Source organism: Peribacillus faecalis (assembly GCF_014712675.1).
Taxonomy (GTDB): domain Bacteria; phylum Bacillota; class Bacilli; order Bacillales; family DSM-1321; genus Bacillus_AD; species Bacillus_AD faecalis.
In genome coordinates, this window is the sequence record NZ_JACXSI010000012.1 from 171,574 (window position 1) to 195,825 (window position 24,252).

General features: G+C 38.7%; 18 protein-coding genes. 5 read left to right on the forward strand and 13 right to left on the reverse strand.

The window, feature by feature from the left end; all coding sequences use genetic code 11:
- Positions 1-420: 420 nt before the first annotated feature.
- From cysK to IEO70_RS06575, 3 genes are all read right to left on the reverse strand, one after another.
- Positions 421-1,341 (reverse strand): cysteine synthase A, encoded by a 921-nt coding sequence (cysK, locus tag IEO70_RS06565; protein WP_190997563.1) that lies wholly within the window; start codon positions 1,339-1,341, stop codon positions 421-423.
- A gap of 74 nt (positions 1,342-1,415) precedes the next feature.
- On the reverse strand, positions 1,416-2,000 hold the full coding sequence (locus IEO70_RS06570; protein ID WP_190997564.1) for a redoxin domain-containing protein: 585 nt from the start codon (positions 1,998-2,000) through the stop codon (positions 1,416-1,418).
- Positions 2,001-2,015: 15 nt separating this feature from the next.
- On the reverse strand, positions 2,016-2,663 hold the full coding sequence (locus IEO70_RS06575) for a hypothetical protein (RefSeq protein ID WP_190997565.1): 648 nt from the start codon (positions 2,661-2,663) through the stop codon (positions 2,016-2,018).
- A gap of 285 nt (positions 2,664-2,948) precedes the next feature.
- Here IEO70_RS06575 and IEO70_RS06580 point away from each other — a divergent pair, with 285 nt between their 5' ends.
- Entirely contained in the window at positions 2,949-4,055 is a 1,107-nt protein-coding gene (locus IEO70_RS06580; protein ID WP_190997566.1) for a response regulator, read from the forward strand.
- 22 nt (positions 4,056-4,077) lie between these two features.
- Here the strand turns inward: IEO70_RS06580 and IEO70_RS06585 are convergent, their stop codons facing one another.
- From IEO70_RS06585 to pruA, 4 genes are all read right to left on the reverse strand, one after another.
- Entirely contained in the window at positions 4,078-7,155 is a 3,078-nt protein-coding gene (locus IEO70_RS06585) for a hybrid sensor histidine kinase/response regulator (RefSeq protein ID WP_190997567.1), read from the reverse strand.
- Between the two features lie 16 nt (positions 7,156-7,171).
- Positions 7,172-7,714: a hypothetical protein gene (locus IEO70_RS06590; RefSeq protein ID WP_190997568.1), complete on the reverse strand. Its 543-nt coding sequence runs from the start codon at positions 7,712-7,714 to the stop codon at positions 7,172-7,174.
- Positions 7,715-8,296: 582 nt separating this feature from the next.
- Positions 8,297-9,211 (reverse strand): proline dehydrogenase family protein, encoded by a 915-nt coding sequence (locus IEO70_RS06595; protein ID WP_190997569.1) that lies wholly within the window; start codon positions 9,209-9,211, stop codon positions 8,297-8,299.
- A gap of 11 nt (positions 9,212-9,222) precedes the next feature.
- On the reverse strand, positions 9,223-10,770 hold the full coding sequence (gene pruA / locus IEO70_RS06600) for an L-glutamate gamma-semialdehyde dehydrogenase (protein WP_190997570.1): 1,548 nt from the start codon (positions 10,768-10,770) through the stop codon (positions 9,223-9,225).
- A gap of 167 nt (positions 10,771-10,937) precedes the next feature.
- Between pruA and IEO70_RS06605 the strand changes: the two genes are divergently transcribed.
- Entirely contained in the window at positions 10,938-12,581 is a 1,644-nt protein-coding gene (locus IEO70_RS06605) for a sigma-54 interaction domain-containing protein (protein ID WP_190997571.1), read from the forward strand.
- A 4-nt stretch (positions 12,582-12,585) separates the two neighbouring features.
- On the opposite strand, the gene IEO70_RS06610 is transcribed toward IEO70_RS06605, so the two are convergent.
- On the reverse strand, positions 12,586-13,746 hold the full coding sequence (locus IEO70_RS06610) for an AI-2E family transporter (RefSeq protein ID WP_190997572.1): 1,161 nt from the start codon (positions 13,744-13,746) through the stop codon (positions 12,586-12,588).
- 907 nt (positions 13,747-14,653) lie between these two features.
- The gene (locus IEO70_RS06615) at positions 14,654-15,262 is read right to left on the reverse strand and encodes a class I SAM-dependent methyltransferase (protein ID WP_190997573.1); all 609 of its coding nucleotides are present in this window, start codon (positions 15,260-15,262) and stop codon (positions 14,654-14,656) included.
- 107 nt (positions 15,263-15,369) lie between these two features.
- Between IEO70_RS06615 and IEO70_RS06620 the strand changes: the two genes are divergently transcribed.
- Positions 15,370-16,587 (forward strand): ATP-binding protein, encoded by a 1,218-nt coding sequence (locus IEO70_RS06620; RefSeq protein ID WP_190997574.1) that lies wholly within the window; start codon positions 15,370-15,372, stop codon positions 16,585-16,587.
- 310 nt (positions 16,588-16,897) lie between these two features.
- Positions 16,898-17,365 carry a GNAT family N-acetyltransferase gene (locus IEO70_RS06625; RefSeq protein WP_190997575.1) on the forward strand — a complete coding sequence of 156 codons (468 nt, stop codon included), beginning with the start codon at positions 16,898-16,900 and terminating at the stop codon, positions 17,363-17,365.
- A gap of 113 nt (positions 17,366-17,478) precedes the next feature.
- On the opposite strand, the gene hemG is transcribed toward IEO70_RS06625, so the two are convergent.
- The 4 genes from hemG to IEO70_RS06645 form a co-directional block, all read right to left on the reverse strand.
- Positions 17,479-18,876, reverse strand: coding sequence for a protoporphyrinogen oxidase (gene hemG / locus IEO70_RS06630; RefSeq protein ID WP_190997606.1), 1,398 nt, complete (start codon positions 18,874-18,876; stop codon positions 17,479-17,481).
- Between the two features lie 129 nt (positions 18,877-19,005).
- On the reverse strand, positions 19,006-20,064 hold the full coding sequence (locus tag IEO70_RS06635) for an ABC transporter substrate-binding protein (protein ID WP_190997576.1): 1,059 nt from the start codon (positions 20,062-20,064) through the stop codon (positions 19,006-19,008).
- Between the two features lie 33 nt (positions 20,065-20,097).
- Positions 20,098-20,928 carry an ABC transporter permease gene (locus tag IEO70_RS06640; protein WP_190997577.1) on the reverse strand — a complete coding sequence of 277 codons (831 nt, stop codon included), beginning with the start codon at positions 20,926-20,928 and terminating at the stop codon, positions 20,098-20,100.
- Between the two features lie 2 nt (positions 20,929-20,930).
- Positions 20,931-21,698 carry an ABC transporter ATP-binding protein gene (locus IEO70_RS06645; RefSeq protein ID WP_328820885.1) on the reverse strand — a complete coding sequence of 256 codons (768 nt, stop codon included), beginning with the start codon at positions 21,696-21,698 and terminating at the stop codon, positions 20,931-20,933.
- Between the two features lie 895 nt (positions 21,699-22,593).
- On the opposite strand from IEO70_RS06645, the gene IEO70_RS06650 reads away from it, so the two are divergent.
- Positions 22,594-24,186: an acyl CoA:acetate/3-ketoacid CoA transferase gene (locus IEO70_RS06650; protein ID WP_190997579.1), complete on the forward strand. Its 1,593-nt coding sequence runs from the start codon at positions 22,594-22,596 to the stop codon at positions 24,184-24,186.
- Positions 24,187-24,252: the final 66 nt, after the last annotated feature.

Here is a 24,252-nt window from a genome sequence, read left to right on the forward strand (position 1 = left end):
TTCCTCCTGAGAAGTAATTTGTATTTATCCTTTTTTTATAATAATTATTAATAAGGAATTAGTCAAGCAAAAAATGTAAGTTAGTGTCGAAAATATAGGAATTTCATTCTTTTCTGCCTCTATTTCCCTATGCTTCTTCATTATTGACTTTTACAGCAATCTTTATTCTATATTTGTTTAATATAATATAGCTGTTTTCTACATTCCTTGGACTAGCTCACTTATTTATTTTATCCCTCCTTATCCTTGACTTTCCTAAATTAACTTTACGCTCAATCATTTATATTCTCATATATAAATAATAATTGAGAAAGGATAAACCACTCTTTCTTCTTTAGCCAAATGGATGAATCGTTAAACTAAAAAAACTTAAATGCCTAAATGACATTTAAGTTTTTCATTCTGTATTCAGCGTCAGTTTTATGAGAACAACCCTGCCATACTCAAATATCTTTCCCCTGTATCCGGAGCGATACATAGCACACGATGACCAGGCCCTAATCTTCTTGCTTCCTGAATAGCAGTCCAGACAGCTGCACCAGCAGACGGACCGACCAAAATACCTTCTAGTCTCGCTAATTCACGCGTAATATGAAGGGCATCTTCATCCTCGACCAACTCAATATGATCATAAACCTCTGTATTTAATATTGATGGAATAAACCCTGGACTTGTGCCGACTAATTTGTGCGCACCCGCTTGACCTCCTGATAAAACAGGAGACCCCTTCGGCTCAACGACTACAACACGCAGGTCTGGAAGAGCCTCTTTCAATGTCTCTCCTGTACCCGTAATTGTCCCGCCGGTGCCTGCAGTCGCAACGAATACATCCAGCTTTCTGTCTGTCTGATCCAAAATTTCGATTGCTGTTGTCGTACGATGAATAGCGGGATTAGCTTCATTCTCAAATTGCTGCGGTATAAAACTGTTCGGAATTTCTTTATGCAATTGAAGGGCTTTTGCCACTGCACCTGGCATTTTTTCCGCTGCCGGTGTCAATACAACTTCCGCTCCATAAGCTTTTAATATCATTATTCGTTCCTTCGTAGCATTGTCCGGCATAACGAAAATTGCTTTATAGCCTTTCGCTGCCGCATTCATTGCCAAACCGATACCGGTATTTCCGCTTGTCGGCTCAATAATCGTTGCCCCGGCCGAAATCAAACCTTCTTTTTCAGCCGTATCAATCAATGAGAAAGCTGCGCGATCCTTAACGCTGCGACTTGGATTGAAATATTCAAGCTTCACCAAAACCTCAGCACATGTTTCATCAACAAGTCTATTTAGTCGCACAACCGGTGTATTTCCGACCAAATCGATTACCGAATTATATACTTTCATGCTCTCATCCCCTTTCATACAATATTAAAACTATTCATACCTTTTTACAATGAATTATCTTTCTTCTCGTTAATTTAATCCATACCATGAACAAGCTCTTCAAGCATTTCCTGATCCATCGGTCCCATTACCTTGTGCTGAATATAACCATCAGAATCAATGAAATAAGTGGTCGGAATCGAGATCGCTTGATACAGTATACTTACGTCTCCTTTTGAATCAAGAACAATAGGAAAAGTCAGTCCATAATCTTTAATAAACATACCGATATCCATCTCATTCTTTTCAGCTGTAGTCATATTCACGCCCAATATCTCCACATTTTGATCTTGATTACGAACATAAAAGTTTTGCATATGGGGCATTTCTGCTTTACATGGCGGACACCAAGAAGCCCAGAAATTAAGGACGACTTTCTTCCCTTGCAAACCCGATAGGCTCAGCTCTTCTCCGGTAAAAGTCTGCAATTGAAAATCAGGCGCTTTATCACCTGTCTCTAAACCTGTCTTATCATTTAAATCCGTATCCTCTTTTTCCTCCTTCTCTTGCTCCACCTGAATGTTGCTATTTGAAACTTGTTCCGAAAAAAAGTTATCGTAGATTGCCCAGCCGATTAAACCAAATAACCCAATCAATACCAATATGCTTTTTTTATTCATGCGCTTCACCTCTTCTTAAACTTTTTTATTTGAAAAATAAAGGGATAACAAAATCAAGAAAAAGAACAGCCATTGATCACTGGTAAATAACAATATTTTATTCATCGAATGAAGCAATAATAAAGAAAGGATTAAATAGAAGAAGGAAAATAGAATAACAAATGAAAATAATTTTCTCGCTTGCACTTTATTGAATGTACTTTCAACCAAAGCCGCCAATCCGATTAATGTATGAAAAAGTATATCTTCCTGTAAAAACAACGCATATAGTAAGTGATATATTCCTACTGCAATACTGCTATAAAAGATTACTATTTGTATCTTTAATTGAGACTCTATTCGTTGCTTGCTTGCTTTCACAAAAAAATACAACACAGCAGAAACGATCGCTATAATAAGCCCGTCTTTTCCGCCCGTGAAATAGAGCAACGATAGCGGCTGTTTCCAAACCAAGCCCGGTTCAAGAAGCAATAAACTGCCCTTCCAAACAAAAAAACCAACAAATAAACTGTTTAAAATCAAATCAACGATCTGTTTGCTTTCTTTTGCGCCATTCAAGAGCTTAAGCCAAATCCATACAGCAATTACTCCTATTAAAGCAGCCGCAGCTAAAAGCAGCCATTTTAGCAAAATCGCAATTGAACCTATTTGAATTACTTCCATACAATCCCCCTTAAAATTAAGAACACCAACATACCTATAAGGGTATACTAATGAATCTCGATATCCCATGTCAATTAAGTAAACTTTATCCAGAAGAAACGAGACAATGGTCTACCTGTTAGCAGCTCCTATAAATTCAATTAAGGGTGCTTGCTCTTTTATTCTTTTATTCTTTTATTCTTTTATTCTTTTATTCTTTTATGCTATCCTATTACTAGTTCCATTTGACTAAAAATTCATTAAAAATATAATTTTCAAATACAACTGATGGAAGAGGTATTTTGAATGATACGCGCAATTTTAGTTGACGATGAGCCGCTATCGTTACAACTCTTAGAAAAGAAATTAACAAGCACTGGGGAGATTGAAATAGCTGCCAGCTATGCTAGCGCAGAGTATGCCCTCCAACAGATGAAGCAACTCGACTTTCAAGTAGCCTTTCTTGATATTGAAATGGCCGGTTTGAGCGGTTTGGATTTAGCAGAGGTGATTTCAGATTGGAATCCGAGCATTCATATAGTGTTTGTAACGGCTTATCGGGATTACGCAGTTCAAGCATTTGAATTAAATTCAATAGATTATTTACTAAAACCAATTATGATGGAACGACTTGAAAAAACAATTTCAAGAATTAAGCAAATGCATCTGCAGAAGCGTTTCCCTGAAAACGAGCATAGTCCTTCCTTGAAAATCAATTTTTTTATGGAATTTTCAGCTTCTACTCACAAACAAATCATCAGCTGGAAAACAAACAAAGCGAAAGAACTATTCGCTTATCTTTTTATGCATCAAGATACATATGTTCACCGTGATACACTCATTAATGATTTATGGCCTGAACAAGACTATAAAAAAGCTAAAATCCAACTTCACACGAATTTATCCTATCTGCGTAAAACGCTTGAGTCAAACGGAATCCGAGATGCTCTGCAATTCACTAATCAAAGCTACCGATTACATATTGAGGAATACTATTGCGACGCAGAGACATTTGAGAAATTCATTGATGAGAACCGAATTACTGAAGAAAATATAAAGGAAGCTGAGCAAGTACTTGCCTTGTACAAAGGAGACTATGCTGAAAAAAACGCCTATGCATGGTCAATACAGAAATCAAAAGCGTTAAAAGAAAAACTGCTCTCATTGTTGCAGCAACTAATTAATTTTTACACTGAAACCAACAACAATATGAAGACCCAACAATATTTGCAGTTGTTGCTCATGCACGATCCATATTGTGAACCGGCAATCCGACACTTGATACAGCACCATCTTAATAGCGGAAATCGTATGGAAGCGATTAAAGTATATCAAAACTTTACTTTTTTGCTAGAAGAAGAGCTAGGCATTCAACCTGAATATGCAACAAGTAATCTTCTGAAAAATATATAGGGGGCGGTATCTTACCGCCCCCTCATTCTTTCGGAACTTGGAATGAAACACTCGTACCGACTGATAGCTCACTTGAGATCGTCACTCCTTGACCAAACAGTTGCTTCAATCTATTGTCCGTATTCAGCAAGCCGATTCCTCGGTCTTGTTCCGATTTCTTTTTCAGAAGATGATTTAAACTGTCATCCGCTATTCCAATACCATCGTCAATTATTGAAATCTTCACCCATTCCCCATAATCGATTGCTTCAATCTTCACCGTTCCACCTTGTGGACGCTTTAGTACTCCATGTTTGATTGCATTTTCTGTCAAAGTTTGGATTGCAAGAGGCGGAACTTGCACATCCAGCTTTTCATCGATGTTCCATTCAATATTTAAACGACTGCCAAAACGAGCCTGTTCAATATATATATAAGAACGAACAAGTTCAAGCTCCTCTTGAAGCGGAATAAGCTTATTCAAATTTCTCCCGTCAAAGCTTGTACGTAAATATTTGCCGAACTCATGCAATAAGGTAATCATTTTCGATGAATCAATATCACTGAGCGCTGCAATTGTATTTAATGTGTTATATAGGAAGTGCGGTTCTATTTGAGCCTGCAGCCATGCCGATTCCATCCTAATTCTTTCCGAAATTGAATCTTTCAAGAATGTCAGCGCCTGAACACGTGCAACGAGCTCCATTTTATCAACCGGTTTCGCTACATAATCATTCGCTCCGGCAAGAAACCCGCTCTGTACATCCTCCGGCCTTCTTCGCGCCGTCAGCAGCAAAATCGGCAACTCGGTAATAGAGTAGCGCTCTCTTATTTTCATAGTCAGCTCATAGCCGGACATATTTGGCATCATCACATCTGATATAACTAAATCCCACTTCCCCTTATTTAATAGCTTCAACGCTTCTTTACCGCTTGACGATGTGGATATATCATATTGTCCAGAAAGAATTTGTTTCATGATTTTTAAGTTAACAGGGTCATCATCTACTATAAAGATGCGTGCTCTCTCTCCATGCATTGTCACCGCAGTTTCCATCTCAGCAACACGATCCGGCAATCTGAAATCGACTATGTTTTCTTCAGCAACCGTTCTTTCTTCCTCATTCGCGAGCGGAAGTGTAAATATAAATGAGGAGCCTTGATTTACAACAGATTGTACAGTAATGGTGCCACCGTGAAGTTCCACTAACTCCTTGCAAATACTAAGACCTAGCCCAAGCCCTTCTGCCAAATTTGAGTTTTGAGTGCCACCTTGTTCATACGGCTGAAAAATCTTTTTAATTGATTTAGCATCAATGCCAATCCCTTCATCTTTTACCGTAATGACGGCTTGTTTCTTTCGGACTTCAGAAGTAATCATAATCGTCCCTTCTTCCGTGAACTTCAGCGCATTGTGCAGCAAGTTGAATAATATTTGCAGAAGCCGATTCTCATCTGCTTTCACATTCGGAAATCCCTCCGGAATATCACAGAAAAACTCTATTTTTTTCCCTTCCTTCATAAATCGAAGCATATCAAGCACACCTGAAACAACCGACGCCAGGTGAATGCTTCTCAATTTCAATTGAATTCTCCCTTCTTTTATGTTGGAGAGATCGATCAATTCATTCAGAAGCATCGACATCCGTTTGGCAACTGTAACAAGAAGCTGCAGATTCGCTTTTGTATCATAATCTAAGTTTTTATTTTCTTCATCGATAATTTCCTGTGCCATATTAATGATTCCATGAAGCGGATTGCGCAGTTCATGGGATGTGTGAACTAAAAATTCATCCTTCCTTTTGTCAATTTGCTCCATTTTCTCAGCATACTGCCGATTATCCTCAGATACATGAAAGAAATATTTAAACCAATAAACAGCAAATAAAATGACAGCCACAATCAATTCAAGAGGCAAGTACGGATAATTCGATATGTTCAGCCATCCCGTATTTTTCAAGATACCCCACACTGAACTTGACCCGATACTCACGATCAGCAAGAACAAAAAAATCGTACCTCTCTTGCCTGATAGAACCATCTTTACAGTAACAAAAGAAATTACAATTGCCGGAAATATAAAAATAGCGAGTAGAAATAGCCTCATATTATACAGTGTTACGTCAAGAGGCATGACAAAAATGCTCACACTATATAATGTGCAAAATAATGTATAGCTGATTAAAATTTTTTGTTTCAATATTACGCTTCTAAAGCTATGCACTAAAAAAAGTGATGCTGTTATATACGCAAGAAGAATAATGACCGTCCAGTGCTCGTACGTTAAAGACGGAAACATATAGTACAAAATCTTATTATCATCGGCAATTGTCGCTATTGCTATGCTGAAAAATGATAACGCTAAAAACAGTACTTCTTTCCTTCTTTTGAAAACAAAATAAATAAAGAGAGAGTAAATACCATGCAGCAAAAACACAACAGCTGCTACAATTTGCAAAGAATAGCCAAGAAATTGGTCCCTTACAATTGTTCCACTAGAACCTAATACAATTGATTCTTTAATGCCACCATATCTCGGATCAATAAAATTAGCTACCTGAACGGCAATCTCAATTTGATTGGATGTACTTTCAAATTCAATCTGAAACGGCTTATTATCTGGCATAAAACCGTCCGCTGATTCTGAGAGGCTTCCCCTTTCCGTTACTAACTCGCCATTTATAAAAACTTTCGAAGACGTACTTAAATCCTTGAAGTACATACTATAAGTTTGCTCACTATCATCATCCAACAAGATTAATAGACGATATGTACCATAGCCAAAATAATTCTGATTTCTTTCTTCTTTGCTCCATAATCCCGGAACTGTCAGATAGACCGGCTCAGAATCAGCCGTTTTGCCAGACTCTATAAATTTCTCATCATAAAAGCTCCATTCTCCATCCAATGGTACTGATTTACTTCCCAATACATCAACGCCGCGCAGATCAAGAACACCTGCTTCGGCATGTGGAAACTCCGATTTTGAGTGATACATTATCCAACTTAAACGAAGTCCGGTAATGATGATTAAAAACACACCTGTAATAAGTATTAATTTTCTTTTTTCCATAATACTTTCTTTAATTCGACATTTATCTACAAAACCCTCTATCCTCATAGTACGACCTCATGAATTATTCATTATACTTCATCACTTTCATTTGAGAAGGTCCTTTTTGCAAAGCTTCCTCTAAATGGGTTTTTCCAACTTCAAAAATCTTTTCCATATCCATTTCAGCACTTACAGTTTCAATAATGCATCCTGACAAATACAAGCAAATATTTGCATTCTGACCATCCGAGATCAAGGGAGTATTTTGAAACAGGTTCTCTAAAAATAATACCGCCTCTTGAATCGTTGATTTCGGAACCAACAATACCCATATATGCTTTGTCGGCAGGCGAAATATTAAATTAGAACTTCCTTTTTCCTGTACCAGATATTTATGCATCTCCATCAAACCATCCTTCATCACATCGACCCCATATCGGTGGACGAGCTCATCAAAAGCATGAATAGAAACTAAAATAAATGTAAACGGTACATTCGATTGTTTATAACTAATTTGCATAAAGTGATAATATTTCCGTAATTGCTCTGCTTCCCGCAATAATTCCAGGTCGATCAAATCCTGCTCCCAATCGTCCCTGGGAAGTAGCCTACTTTTTTCAAACACGTACATAATCCTCCTTGCCCATATTCAATGTTATAGTCTACTAGCTTGCGCTTACATAATTCTTAAAGAGAAACCGGCACAAAAAAAAGAGCACTTTCAAAGTACAGATCACTTAAAAAATGCTCTTCTCTATAAAACGCTAGTTACAGCTGTTTCTAGCTTTTCTTTCACAACATCATCTATAAATGACTGTATGTTTTTAGGTAGTATAAACCTTTACTTCTCCATTAATAGACTGTGAGAGAAGCATACAAAACAACTAACTATAAATGACGATAAACCCTAAACAAATAATACATACCGCATATAAAAATAGAGCGATTACCTTATTGCTTTTAGGCGAATCCTTTACTCGATATATCGAATAAAAATTATAAGAAACAATCGAAAATATGATAAAGGTTATAATATTAATTGGATTCAACGCAAGTCCCCCTTAATAAACAAACTGCCCATCCTTAGTTGCAACTATATTACCATATATAACAATCAATAGGATGAACAAACAAAAACACACCCTCCGCCTAAACGAATAGGTGTGTAACTTCCTAAAATTCTTATAGATACATAGGCTACAATGTTCTACTTCGAAAAAAATCCTTTCAAGGCAAATGCAACATTTTGCGGTCGTTCCGCGAGACGCCTCATATAATAGCCGAACCAGTCGTCACCAAACGGCACATATACCCGCATTGTAAAGCCTTCCTCCGCTAACTGTCTCTGCAACTCCGTTCTGAATCCATACAGCATTTGAAACTCGAACTGACTACGTGAGATGTTTTGTTCCGCAACGAGCGACTTCACTTTCGCAATAATTTCATGATCATGGGTGGCAATAGCTGTGTAACTCCCACTCAGTAAATGCAGATTAATAATATTGATGAAGTTTTCGTCTATTTCTTTTTTATCCTGAAAGGCGACTTCAGCTGATTCCTTATATGCCCCCTTCACGAGGCGAAGCGGAACATCCTCAAAATCGATTACGTCCTGCTGTGAGCGATACAAATATGCCTGAATGACGGTACCGACTTGTTGATAAGTCTTGCGGAGCTCCTTTAAAATATCGAGCGTCATTTGGCAATGGCTGTAATCCTCCATATCAATCGTGACAAATTGATTCGTTTGCTTTGCCGTTTCCATAATCGTCACCATATTTTCGAGACAGAACTGCTCGCTCAAATCCAAGCCCAATTGAGTCAGCTTCACCGATAATTGGCTCTCTACTCCGCTTTCGGCTATTGCTTCCAACGTCTTCACATTGCAGACTGTAGCTTCAATTGCTTCCTTTCTACTGGTGACAAACTCCCCTAAATGGTCCAGCGTGCATATTAGACCTTGTTCATTTAACCGTCGGACTTGCCCCATCGCTTCATCAATGGAGGTACCTGCTACTACTTGAGAAGCACCCAATTGAAGGCCCCATCTTTTCGCTGCCTTATTTAACGTTTTATTTTTGGATGCAAACATAAATACATTTTTAGAAACTTGAGACAGCATTTTCACCACCCCTAGAAAGATTCACTTATAGTTTTAGCTTGCATATGAAGAACTAAATAATCGGGACCGCCTGCCTTGGAATCGGTACCGGACATATTAAAACCGCCAAATGGCTGATAACCGACAATTGCCCCTGTACAGCCGCGATTGAAATAAAGATTACCGACATGGAATTCTGCTTTCGCCCGTTTCATATGCGCGCGATTTTTCGTAATTAAAGCACCTGTCAGCCCGTAATCCGTATTGTTGGCAATCTCCATCATATGGTCAAAATCTTTTGCCTGGCAGATCGCTAAAACCGGGCCAAAAATTTCTTCCTGCATAAGTCTTGCATTCTCAGCAATGTCCGCAAATATCGTCGGCTCGATGAAATAACCTTCTTCCTGATTGCCATTGCCTCCGGTAAGCAACTTGCCTTCCTCTTTGCCAATCTCGATATATCTCATAATCTTATTGTAAGAAGCTTGATCAATGACCGGGCCCATAAATGTTTGCCCATTTTCAGGGTTACCGACAATCAATTCCTTCGTCAAAGTAACTACCCTTGCGACAACCTCTCCGTATACATCTTGATGGATAACAGCGCGCGAACCGGCCGAGCATTTTTGTCCGGAATATCCAAAAGCGGATGCGACAATCGATGTTGCTGCCAAGTCTAGATCAGCATCGCAATTTACGAGAATCGTGTCTTTTCCCCCCATTTCTGCAATTACCCGCTTCAGCCATATTTGCCCGGCTTGAACCTTCGCTGCTTTTTCATAAATACGGCAGCCTACCTCACGCGAACCAGTGAAAGAGACGAAGCGTGTTTTCGGATGCTCCACCAAGTAATCTCCAATCTCCGCTCCGCTTCCCGGCAAATAATTAAGTACGCCATCCGGCAAGCCCGCTTCCTCCATAACTTCCACAAATTTTGCCGCAACAACAGGTGTGCTGTTGGCCGGTTTCAGAATAATCGTATTGCCTGCTACAATCGCTGACGCAGCCGTTCCTGACATAATCGCGAGCGGAAAATTAAATGGCGAAATAATAATCCCGACACCGAGCGGAATATACTCATACTGATTTCTTTCTCTATCTCTGCTCTCTACAGGCACACCTTGGCTCAGCAAGAGCATTTGACGAGCATAGTATTCAAGAAAATCGATTGCTTCTGCCGTATCCGCGTCCGCTTCCTTCCACGGCTTACCTGCCTCCTTCACTAAATATCCGGAAAACTCATGCTTGCGGTCACGAATAATGGCCGCTGCACGCAACAAAACAGCTGCACGTTCTTCTGCACGTTCTTTTTTCCAGCATTCGAATGCCAACAGTGCCGACCCCATCGCTTGTTTCGCCAATGCTTGGTCGGCTTTCGCTACCTTACCGATAATCTCTCTTTTGCGGGCCGGATTGACCGATAAAATCATTTGCTCTGTCATAATGCGTTCTCCGCCGATCACAAGCGGATATTGTTTCCCTAACTGGCTGTTCACCAGCTGTAATGCTTCCTCAAAAGCTGCTTTATTTTCCACTTTTGAAAAATCCGTAAAAGGTTCATGCCGGTATTCTCTCACCATAAGCGCTCTCTCCCTTGCATAAATTCTTGCTTATTACTTCTGCAATTTTTATGCCAAATGCTCCAATTGTATTCCAAAGCGGTTCATGGTTGATGATGTCTAATTTTATTTACACTCCCGAATTGAAATTGTATAATTTTTACAACAAGTTTTTAAGAGGTGATGGAATGAAACATCTGCTGCCGTCACTGGATCAACTGATCGAAACGGACTTTTTAATAGTTGATCATCGTGACAATCCGCTCATTGATAGCAATCCTGCCATTTTGGTCTTGAAAACAGAGCAGCATTATTTCAGCACTGCCGCTGCTTCCCCTCTAAATTGGCAAAAAACAATCGCTATTAATGATGAAAGCGACTGGACCGATGTTATATGTACCGAATGCAAAATCATTCTCTATGAAAACAATCACCGACAAGTGACAGGCTATATAAAAAGCGCTACTTTAATGCACACACTCTTTTCCTGCTATCATCACTTACTTGCTTATTTTGAGACTACCTTAAAAACAATCGACCTCGCCCTTACGATCATCGACGACCATGAGAAAGTGGCCGTTTGGACAGATGGAGCCGAACAAATCTTTTCAATTCCAAGAGAGCATATCATCAGCAAGCCAGCCACCGATTTTTTCAATCCGGAAATGTTGCAGGTGTTAAAAACATTGCGCACTGGTAAATCCGTCATTAAGCATCAGCATCAGCCACGTGAAGATCTATTCGTTCTGATTAACGCCAATCCGATTATGCTTCAAGACAAAATTATCGGCGCTGTCTCGGCAGAAACCGATATTACCGCCCAAATCAGACTGCTTCAGGAGCTTTTTCACATGACTAATAAAGTCGAACAGTTGCACATTAACCTCCAACCTAAAGAGGACCCTTTTTTGCGAATTAAAGGAACAAGTAAAGCAATTCAGCGCTGCAAAGACACAATTCAAAAAATATGCGCAACAAAAGCGACAGTCTTGATTTCAGGAGAAAGCGGCACAGGCAAGGAATTGTTTGCGAGAGCTATTCATGATTGCAGCAAGCAACGAAACGAACCGTTTATTGCGATAAATTGCGGGGCAATTCCTCCAAACTTGTTTGAAAGCGAGCTGTTCGGCTATGAGGGTGGAGCTTTTTCTGGCGCTGACCCTAAGGGCAAAAAAGGTAAGTTTGAACTAGCTGGCAATGGGACTTTATTTTTAGACGAGATTGCGGAAATGCCACTTGATATGCAAGTGAAACTGCTGCGTGTTTTGCAGGAAAAGTCGTTTTTCCGTATTGGCGGAACAAAGCTACTTTCAGCAAATTGCCGTATTATTGCCGCCACCAATCGTAATTTAGAGGTTATGCTGCAGAAGGAAACATTCAGGGAAGACCTTTATTACCGCCTAAATGTTTTATCTTTGGAAATTCCGCCATTGCGGGACCGAAAAGAGGATATCTTCGAATTGATTCAATCATTTTTGCATGAATTTTCTCTGCTTCATCAATGTCCAATTCATTCGTTTCCATATGAAGTGCTTCAGACACTAATTCAGTATGATTGGCCTGGAAACATTCGCGAGCTTCGCAATATCATTGAGCGCCTCGTCATTTTGGCTTCGGATGGCATCATCCAGCTCGAGCACTTGCCGGCATCAATCTATCAAACAACACTGCCGGATGCTCCGCTTTCTTTACAGGAGCAAGTTGACCGATATGAGAAAGTCCTACTCCTAGAAGCACTCCGGCTTGAAAATGGCAATAAAAGTGCCCTAGCCAAACGACTAGGGCTCTCAAGAGCAACTCTTTACAATAAAATGAAACGATTAGGTATTTAAAGCTTCATTGAATTTCTGTCTCCGGAATTCCTTTCTTCTTCAGACGTTTAGCAACACCATCGCGAATGATTGTGTAAATAACGGCGAAGAGCGGAACAGCGACCATCATGCCAATAATACCGGATATGCTCGCGCCTACCAATACAGCAAGCAAAACCCACATGCTTGGTAACCCTATTGAGCTTCCGACAACCTTCGGATAAATAAAGTTTCCTTCAATCCGTTGAAGCACAATAATGAAAACAATGAACCATAGCGCCTGCATCGGATTTTCCATCAGAATAAGAAACGCCCCAATAGTTGTACCGATAAAAGCGCCGAACACCGGTATCAGTGCTGTAAACCCAACTAACGAGCCGATTACGAGCGCATGCGGCATTGATAATATTTTCATTCCTATAAAACAAAGCACGCCGATAATGATAGCCTCTGTAAATTGTCCCGTAACAAAGCGAGAGAAAATTCGATTTGATATTTGTGAAACATAAACGATGTAATTCACCTTATTGATTGGTAAGTATGCATACATCATCTGCTTCACCTGACTGAACAGCTTCTCCTTTTGTAACAAAATGTATATAGCAAAAATAAAGCCGGTTACAATATTGAAAATTCCTGAGAAAATCGATCCGGTAATATCGATAATCCGTTCAAAAAAGTTACTGCTTTCCATACTGGTGAATTGATTGATCCAACCCATTATTTTTTCCCAATCAATATTCCATTTGGGCAATTTAATGCCATACGAGCTAAGCCAGACGCTTAACTGGTCATTCCAAATCGTCAGCTGGTGCATATAGCTCGGCATCTGATCTTTCGCGAGATTATATGTCCTTTTCAGCTCCGGAATGACTTGGAACAATAATATAAACACCGCTCCAATAATGACAGCAATCGTCAGCAGTAAACAGATCGATCTTCGCGACTTCATCCAAAACCTATATTTCTTTTTGTTCAACGGAGCAAACAAAACATTCTCAATCAACTTCAATAGAACGTTCAAAATAAAGGCAATAAAGAAGCCAATCAACAATGGAGATATAAGTCCAATTATCACTTTTAGTAAACCCACGACACGACTGATGTCTTGCAAAATCACCAATAAAATAATCGAACAAGCAATAATGAATAAAATGCTTTTTATATTATGTTTGTTGAATTCCATAGACAAACCTCCAATCAGCTCTCACTTAGAATAACCGCTTATTAAAAACGTATCACAGAAAAGTTAGCGAGAAACTTTCCCCTCGCGCAAATTCATGAGACTGACAAGAAAGTCACACACTCCAAACAAACTAAGAAAAACCGTCACCGGTCCTTTTTGGTGAAGCACAGTCCCTCTGCCAAGATGCCAATCGCAGATGATTACCATCATAATTATTTCGCCAATCAAAAAGGAGACATGTGGGAGGACTAAGACAAACCGAACGAGAAACCCGGTTTTGGTTTCTTGAGCGGGGCAAACAAAAGGAACATCGGCTAAAGGCGCCACGTCCTGTGGCAACGCCGATATGACCTACATCCTGTAGGCCTCCGAGCATGGAAGGTGTAAGGTTAGACAGCTATCTAAGTTCAAAAATATATACTTTCTTTATCTCTGAGCAAAGGTGATGTAGTGCTTTATTGGGGATGGCGTTATCTTTATTGAGCGCAGCTATCCCCGACCGCACTATTTTTCTAGCGGCGACGCTAACCTCTTCCGACCGCGCTATCTTTTCGTTCACCGCGCTATCTTCTTCTCGGATGACGCTATCCGTATAGCCAACGAGCTATTCCTTATGTGACCGCGCAATAAGTTCTCTAAAAAACTGTGTAACTAGCAGAAATCAAGTAACTTCCATGTAAAATCCCCTAAAGTGGCTGGCTTTTCGTAAAATAATTGGGTCTTCCGCTTCTTTTGATGAACAAAATGCCGGTTTTCGATTGCGGGTAGATATCTTGAGAGCGGTCGCGTAGGATTTGAGAGTCGTCGTGCGAATTTTGAGAGCGGTCACGCGATTCTTAGACTCGGAGTTAGGGGCAGGCTCGCTACAAAAAAGCAAGGCTGCCCAAAGAGGACAGCCTTGCACATATTAATACGACAACTTATAAATCATAAACCGTTCATTCGGATTTTTAGGATAAGCATCAGTCAGCTCTATTTCTTGCACCAGTTCAAATGGCGTTTGATGCTCAAGATAATACATGTATTCATCCGAAATATAATAAAATACAAGCTCGACATCTCGGGGATGTTGTTCACAAGAAAGTAAAATGTGACTGACAATCTTCATAAAGATTTGCACAGAAAACGGATTAAAGAAATAAAAAACGTTATCTTGCGACTTAATTTCATATTCCTCTGCTAAACAGCACTGAAAAGCAAACTGCTCCTCACTGCCCCTCATTTTCCGGCAATAACTCTCCCGATTGTCCATCGCTAGCTCATAAAATACTTCATTCATCTCCACACCTGTTACTGTCGCCTTAAATAAATGATGAATAAAAAAATTTAAGCGCCCTTTTCCGCAACCGAAGTCGACAATATGATCACTGCTTTTTAACGTATAATGTGAAAACAAATGCTGCAGAGCACTGTAGGGGGTCGGCTCATAACGATGATAGTGATAAGATTTATTAAAACCAGCTTGCTCGCCAACAGTGACGATATTCAATAAGTCATCATATTGTTGTTCTTTCATATATAGCTCCTATTTCCTAATTCAGTTATATTTCTTATTATTTTACAAATGAATGATTCCATATTACCATATATTAAAATAGCGAATATTCAGAATCTAGGTGTGCCATGTTAAAGAACTATCAATATTACCAAAACCAACGCCAAAAGATTTTTATAGGCTTCATGGTTGCCATTCTCTTGATGGCCATTACGGGAGTCTCTGTTACTTCGATTACTTGGCAAAAGAGTCCTTTACTTCTCTCTTTTCTTATTCTATTAATCACCCTACTTGCCATAACATTAACACTTTTTATTAAGAAAAATAAAGATTTATACAAGACAATATTCATTGTACTGTTGACTATTTATTTATACTCGATATTTTGGATTTTCCCGGAGACAGCTGTCATGCTCAGCATGCTTGCAATCGCACCGATTATACCAATTTTCTTATTTGATAAAAAGGGATTTTTCATTGTCGCTTCCTTTAATATTATTTTCGGTTCTGCATTCATCTATATTATTGCATGTACCAGTTTGAAAGATATCTATACATATCTTTCTATGGACACATTCTTAAACATTTACAATTTTATCGCCATACAGGTCATTCTTATATTTGCATTTTTCGCGACTAACAATAAGCTTAAAACGATTGAAGTGTATCATAAAGAGCTGGAGCAAGCAAAGCAGGAAAACTCAACCAGTCAACTTGCCGCATCTATTGCTCATGAAATAAGAACACCTATAACAGTTGTTAAAGGATTTGCACAGCTATTGGAAGAGGATACAAACCTTAACCATGAAAAGAAAGCATATGTTAAATTGATTCTTAACGAATTGAATTATACAGAGCTTATTATTACAGATTATCTCTCTCTAGCTAAACCGCAATCTGCCAAAATACAGAAAATAGAATTAAATACAGAAATAAAAAAAGTAGCCGATCTTCTTCTCAATTATGCTCAGCAGCAGCAAATCGCTATCAGTCTATCGTTGAAGGACGATATGTATGTGAGAATCGACCCTATCGAATTAAAGCAAGTCCTTGTTAATATCATCAAAAATGGAATCGAATCAATGAAAGCCAATAATACTATTGAAATTTATACATGTCAGATTGGTAATATAGCAAGAATCAGCATATCCGACCATGGTCTCGGCATGACGCAGGAACAAATCGAACAGCTCGGTACACCCTTCTATTCTCTAAAGGACCGTGGAACAGGAATTGGATTAACCATTTGTTATCATATTGTCCATAAATATAAAGGGGAAATAGAGGTAACAAGCCAATTAGGTGTCGGAACGACCTTCAACATCTATTTACCATTGCACGATTGATAAGTATAACCGACCTCGTGAAAGATAATAGGTTCGGATAAGGACTTAAAAACTAATTAACATATCAATTAAAGGTTCAAATCAGATATGATTCGAACCTTTAACTTTTCTTGACTTCATGTATTCTCGGTGCCGCTGACATTAATGATGGGGTCTATTGATATTACAGTCGGATCTTATAGAGGATCGGAAAAAGTCGTCTGCAAATGTTTATTGTATCCGTATTATTATTTATAGCTAATATGTTGTTGATTTTCTTCGTTTCAATGGTTTAAGGTTTATTCGCGATTAACAAAAAGGGGCAAAGAAGATGAAAACCAGGCAAACAAAAGATTTTGAATTAGTCGCTAAATTGAACAAATACGTTCACGATATACATGCAAATCTATACCCTGAGTATTTCAAAAAATATGACTTTGAGGAAATTAAGACTTTCTTTCAAAAAATTATTGATAAAGAAGAATTCACTTTCATTCTGTTGGAGGACGATAATCTACCTTTAGGTTATGCTTGGATTGAATTTAGAAATTATCCCGAAAACACCTTTAAAAAGGCATATAAATCAGTGTATGTTCATCAAATAAGTATTTCGGAAAACCAGAGAAAAAAAGGCTATGGTTCAAAGTTAATGAATGAAATCATTGAAATTGCAAAAGCAAACGGTATTAACAAGATTGAATTAGACTATTGGTTTAATAACGAAACAGCAAAGGACTTTTATAAGAAAAATGATTTTGTCAAATATCGCGAGTTTGTCTATAAAGACATTCAGTGCTAATGTTATTTATTTGCAATGATAATTTAAAGAGGTGCTAATAGTTGCACCTCTTTTTAAATTTCAAACTTTAAACCCAAACCTCTTACGTGCAAGAGACAGGTCTTCCGTCTTCCCTATTTCACTGCGACACGCAAGCTTTCCGCAACTTGCTCTGCCGTTTCTATGCCGTTTGTAATGCAAGCGCCAATGCCGACTCCATAGTAGGAGCAACCGGCAATGTATACATTCGGATAATCGCGTTGAAGCTTCTCATTAATGGATTGAATGCTCTCCGGGTGCTGAATTGTGTAATTTGGCATCGCCTCTTTCCACTTTGTGATTTCGGTTGAAACCGGCTGTTCGCGGAAACCTAATGCTTTTTCTACATCATTTAAGCCTGCTTCACGCAATTGTTCCTCGTCCATCTGATCCATTTGAGGATAAGCTGGTATTGTACTCTTATAAAACAGGCGCACAAGCAGTTTGCCATCCTCAGAAGTATTCGGCCACTTTCGGCTCGTCCATGTACAGGCATTGCACATTAAATCGCTATTTTTTGAAACGATAAATCCAGTTCCATCAGCCGGCAGCTTCGAATCGGGCAAATCAAAACCGAAATAAATGCTGATCAGCGATGAATTTTTAAACTTTGCAAAATCTTCATCGAGCTCCGGATCATGCAGCAATCGTTTCGCAGCCTGATCCGGAATACTTAACACGATATAATTCGCCTGCAACTCCTCGTGGTTATCGCAAAATATTGTGTAGCCACCTTCTGCTTTTTCAATGCTCGTTGTCTTAATGCCTTTTAATATCGTTACATCAGTTAATTTCTCCTCAATCGTATCAATCAGTGTTGAAAGCCCATTTTTAAAAGATAGGAATTTCTTTTTATTCCGCTTTGTCTGCTCCTGATTGGCTTCGAGCCCACGAATGATACTGCCGTACTCGTTCTTATAATCTAATAAATGAGGCAACGTCGAAGCAATTGACAAATCATGCAAACTTCCCGAATAGACGCCCGATAAAATCGGAGCAATTTGATTCTCAACTATTTCCTTGCCTAAAAGATATTCCAGAAATTCCCCGATAGAATCTTCTTTCGTAAAATGCGTATTTTCAATATGCATTTCTTCCAATACTCTTTCTTTCCCTGCCTCTGACAAAAGTGTGCTTTTATATAGTGCTTCTTTATTCACCGGAATACCGAACACAGAATTCTCCGGTATAAGATGCAGTTCATTATTTGTATGGATAAAAGAAGTTCCCGTCGCATTATATACCACTTGCTCCTCAAGCTCCAGCTCTTCTATAAACGGCAGTACATCCTTTTTGCTTGCTACAATTGAATCGGCACCGCTTTCCATTTTAAATCCATTTTCATAGACGGTCCGGATTTTCCCTCCCAATCTATCATTTTGCTCAACTAACAGTAATTCAACGTCTGAATTGTGATTGCGCTTCCATTTTTGCAAATAATACATGGTTGAAAGCCCTGTGATTCCACCGCCAATGACGACTATACGCTTCAATTTCTTCACTTCCCCATCTCTTTATACTGAATATTATAACATTAAGACGGTTTATCTATTTTTCAATATGATGACAGTTTAAAAAAGCACTTAAAAATGAGGATAACTCAATTTTAAGTGCTTTACGGCTTACTCTAATTCTTTTAATACTTTCGCATGTAATTCCTCAGCAATTACATTATTTACATCCAGTTCATCTGTTAACAGTCCGTTATCATCAAACCAATTAATCCATGTCCCGATATTTTCTTTCCAAACTGTTGCATCACGATCAACATATGGCAGATTATCGGCAACCAGTTGTTCGGAAATGCCAGTCTGCTCTGACAATACAGTTACTGCACTTTTGAATTCTTCGCTATTCTTGTCTGCAGCATTTAGCACATTATCATGATAATATCTTACTGATTCTACATAAGCTTTCAGAAAGCGTTCTGCAACATCTTTATTTTCAATCATTTGAGCTGAATAGAATATGCTTGTCGTTTGCATTTCAACTACATCGCCAATCCAAGTAATGAGATGTGCACTTCCTTTTTCCAACAAAGGCGTTCCAACTGTACTTAAAAGTAAACCAGCATCCACCTGATTACTTTCTAAAGCTGCAGCAACATTACTGATTCCACCAAGCGGAACAAGTTCAACATCATCAATTGTCAAACCTGCACTTTCCAGCAGCTGTCCTGCCATAAAATGATGTGATGATCCCGTTTGGGTAATACCGATTTTCTTACCTTTTAAATCCTTAATGCTCTTAACTCCTGATTTAAATGCATCATTACTGACAACTAAAGCTGTCAATTTATAATTCTCTTTCTCTCTTCCGCTATCAGCTACTAAACGTACTTCCGAGTTTTTCCCTAATAAATTAAAGAAACCTGCCGTTAATGCAGTTGAACCTACATCAATATCCCCAGTTTGAGCTGCTACTGCAATAGGCTGCGCTGCTTGAAAAGGAACATACTCAATGTCGATGCCATACTTTTCAAAAATCCCTTTCTCATCTCCAATATAAATGGATGAATTAGATAAGGACTTTAACATCCCTACTTTTACTGTCTCAACTTTCTCTTCTGTTTTTGAATCGCTTTTAGTCTCTCTAGAGCTTTCAGAAGAACATGCTGCCAATCCAAGCGCCACAATTAAAATAAACATTAATCCACTTAACAACTTTTTACTTTTCCCCATTTAGATTCCCCTTTTTACTTTTATCTAAAAAAATTAACGCCAAGGAATTAATTTTTTTTCTAACCATGCCAACCCGTAATTAATAGTAATACCGATTATACAAAGCACCGATACGCCCACAAGAACTTTTGAAATATCCAATAAGTCTGCATTAAGCAGAACAAAAGCTCCAATTCCGTGCTGTGCGGCTACCATTTCTGCTGAAACTAAAAGCAATAATGATGTACCGGCCGAAATTCTCATTCCTGACAGAACCATCGGAAACGAACTTGGCAATATAACTTTTCGAATTAAATCCCATCTGTTTGTACCAAATGTCATAGCAACATTGATCAACAAGCGACTAGTTTGCGATACACCCATATATGTATTGTAAACAATAGGAAAGAACACACCTATTGCAATAACAGTGACCTTAGAAATCTCGCCAATCCCTAACCAAAGCATAATTAACGGCAATATAGCTATCTTCGGTATCGGATACAGCAAATTCACAATCGGCATTCCGATTCGTTCAGATATTTTTGATATTCCAAATAAAACACCGACTACAATCCCCACAAAACAACCAATCAAATAACCTAAGGAAATACGCAGTAAACTAGCCTTTATTTCTATCCACAATGTTCCGTCCAGCACCAATTCTATACCAACTGTAAAAACAATGTAGGGTGACGGCAATGTCAGCTCATTCACCAATCCAATTGAACATACAAGTTGCCAAAATGCTATCAGTACTAAAATTCCTGCCGGTGCAAAATAAGTAGGTATTTTTCTATCTAAAAAAGCCAGCTTATTTTTTATAATAAAGCGATTCTTGCCGACAGCGTTGTCTTCCACTGCCTTTTGCTGCAGATCTAACATTGTTAACCCTCCCTTACAGCATCTAATGCATCATCTTTAATTAAATCCCAGATTTGGCGATGGTATTCTGCACAGATTTCTTCATAGGCCTTATCCCCACGTCCTTCACGGGGTAAATCAATTGAAATGATTTCTTTAATTCTCCCGGGTCTTCTCGACAAAACTACAACGCGATCAGCGAGATGAACAGCTTCATTGATATTATGTGTAATGTAAACTGTACGGTGTCGTTCTTGATTCCAAATATTCAATAATTCTTCTTGCATAATCTGCCTTGTTTGAGCATCTAGAGCTGACAACGGCTCATCCATTAATAACAAATCAGGTTTTACTGCTAAAGCTCTCGCAATACCCGCTCTCTGCTTCATACCACCGGATAACTGGTGAGGATAAGATGCTTCAAATCCCGTTAAACCCACCATTTGTATGTAATGTTGAACACGTTGTTCAATTTCCTCGCTAGGTATTTTCATTTGCTCTAAACCGAATTTCACATTGTCATAAACCGTTCTCCATGGAAAAAGACCGGTTTCTTGAAAGACAACGGAAGTAACAGGCTCTTGGTTAACCTTGATATCATCAAAATATATTTGACCGGATGTCGCAGGCAGCAGACCGGCAATAATATTTAATAAAGTGGATTTACCGCAGCCACTTGGTCCAACAATGGCTACAAACTCTTCATTCTGTATCGTTAAGTTAATATCTTCTAATGCAATTGTCTCTCTTTTCTTAGCGTCAATATATGATTTAGTTATATTGCTAATCACAAGCTTCAATTTTTCTCCTCCTTTTTCTGTTGATCTTTGTAAGTTATAAACTTTAATACTCTAATACTTCATTTCGCTAAAATAAAAACATTGTATAAATATTACGTTATTTTTTCTGAGTATTCAATCTATTTGGGGATTTATTATTATTTTTTAATACTTTTTCAAGGATTGCAGCTATACTGGGGCTTCAAATTGCGCATGATTCACTGATAATCTTGAGAATAATCCTTGTAGTAAAAATGCGAAATCGCATTCATAAAAAAAAATATCGCTATTCATAAATTTTTTTTATCTTTTTTTCATATCCGAAAAGCTCATTCTCCCTCGTTCCTTTCTTTATTTATATTAGCTCCCAATGCTTCGCAATAAAATCAATTAATACTGCCCTACAAAACTGTCGTAAAATAGCTACCATTGAACATAGAAAGGCTAATCGTTCTTTTTTCATTTACAAACTATGTCCTGCAAATATTCTTCCATAAAACATTGTAATAACCGCATTTCGAGCAGTCACAAAACATTTGATTGGATATTGATAAATATCAAACAATTACAACATCTACAACATCAACCAGCCGATAGAATTGATGTCGCTTTTTATCTACACATCCACCTTCATAAACTCCTGCATTTTCAGGCTGTTGACTTACAAAAAAACCTGCTTTACTATTCTAATTGTGAATCAATTCACAAATAAACGAATTCAAAAATAACACGTTACAGTTATATGATTGGTGCATGATTGAAAGGATGTACTTTTTTTACACTCTAGTTTGTGAAATAAATCACAAATAACCTTTCACATCTTTTAAACACCAGAATTCCGGTTTGTGAGTTGTTTATTTTTATAGCAAATAATGTGAAGAATTTCACAATATAAGGAGTGCTTTAAATGTCAAAAGTGATTTCAGCTGCTAAAGCGGCAGAATTGATTCAAGACGGTTCAACAGTAGCAGCAAGTGGTTTCGGATTATCTTGCTGGGCTGAAGAAATGGGTATCGCTATCGAAGATCGTTTCTTACAAACAGGACATCCGCGTAATCTGACAGTAATGCATGCAAGTGCTGTCGGTAACCGCCGCGATAAAGGTATGAGCCATCTTGGCTATGAAGGCTTAATTAAACGTTGGATTGGTGGTATCGCCATCGCTTCCCCAGGAATGGCTAAGCTGATTGAAGAAGATAAATGTGAAGCTTACAACCTTCCTCAAGGTGTTATTACACAACTTTATCGTGAAATTGCTGCTAAACGACCTGGCGTAATTACGAAAGTCGGCATGGGTACATTCGTTGACCCACGTGTTGAAGGAGCAAAAATGTCACCATCAACAAAAGAAGACATTGTAAAAGTGGTCGAGCTTGACGGCGAAGAATGGTTATTCTATAAATCTTTCCCGATCAATGTCGGTCTGATCCGCGGTACTGTCGCTGATGAAAACGGCAACTTAACGCTTGAAAAAGAAGGCCTTCACATGGAAGTACTTCCAATTGCTCAAGCTGTCCGCAACTCTGGCGGTATCGTTATCGCTGAAGTTGAAACAGTCGCAAAAGCTGGCACTTTAAATCCGAAAGACATTAAAGTACCTGGTATTCTAGTTGACTACATCGTCGTGTCACAACCGGAAAACCACTTCCAAACAGAAAATACTAAATATAACCCAGCATTCTCTGGCCATGTAAAAGTACCTTTAGAAAGCGTACCTGCTCTAGAGCTTGATGAGCGTAAAGTTATCGCGCGCCGTTCTGCTGCTGAACTAGTACCAAACACAATCTTAAACCTTGGCGTAGGTATCCCAGTCAACGTTTCAACAGTATCTGCTGAAGAAGGTGTCAGCGATCAATTAATCCTGACTACTGAAGCTGGTTCTGTCGGCGGCGTACCGGCTGGATTAAAAGACTTCGGTCACGCATACAACAGCGATGCGATTGTTGACCACCACGCGCAATTTGATTTCTACGATGGCGGCGGTATTGATTTATCCGTTCTTGGCTTAGCACAAACAGATGAATTCGGTAACGTAAACGTAAGTAAATTCGGCACTCGCGTAGCAGGTTGCGGTGGCTTTATCAACATTTCCCAAGCAGCTAAAAAGCTTGTATTCGCAGGAACTTTCACAGCTGGCGGATTACAGCTAAAAGTAGCTGACGGAAAATTGGAAATTATCCAAGAAGGTAAAGCGAAGAAATTCATCAAACAAGTACAACAAATTACATTCAGCGGAAAATACGCAACTGAAACAAACCAAAAAGTTATTTATGTTACAGAACGTGCTGTATTTGAACTGATTGACGGCAAACTGACATTAACAGAAATTGCACCAGGTGTAGATTTACAAACGCACATCCTTGATCAAATGGAATTCACACCTGTCATTTCTCCAGATTTAAAAGAAATGGACGCAGATATGTTCCAAGAAAACTGGGGCAAATTAAAAGACATTATCCGTGAAAACGGCGTTCAAAAACAAGAACCTGTATTAGTTTAACATTATTAATTCTCCGGCAAAGGAGGACACCCTCCTCTGCCGGCATCAACTAAATAAATAAGAAAG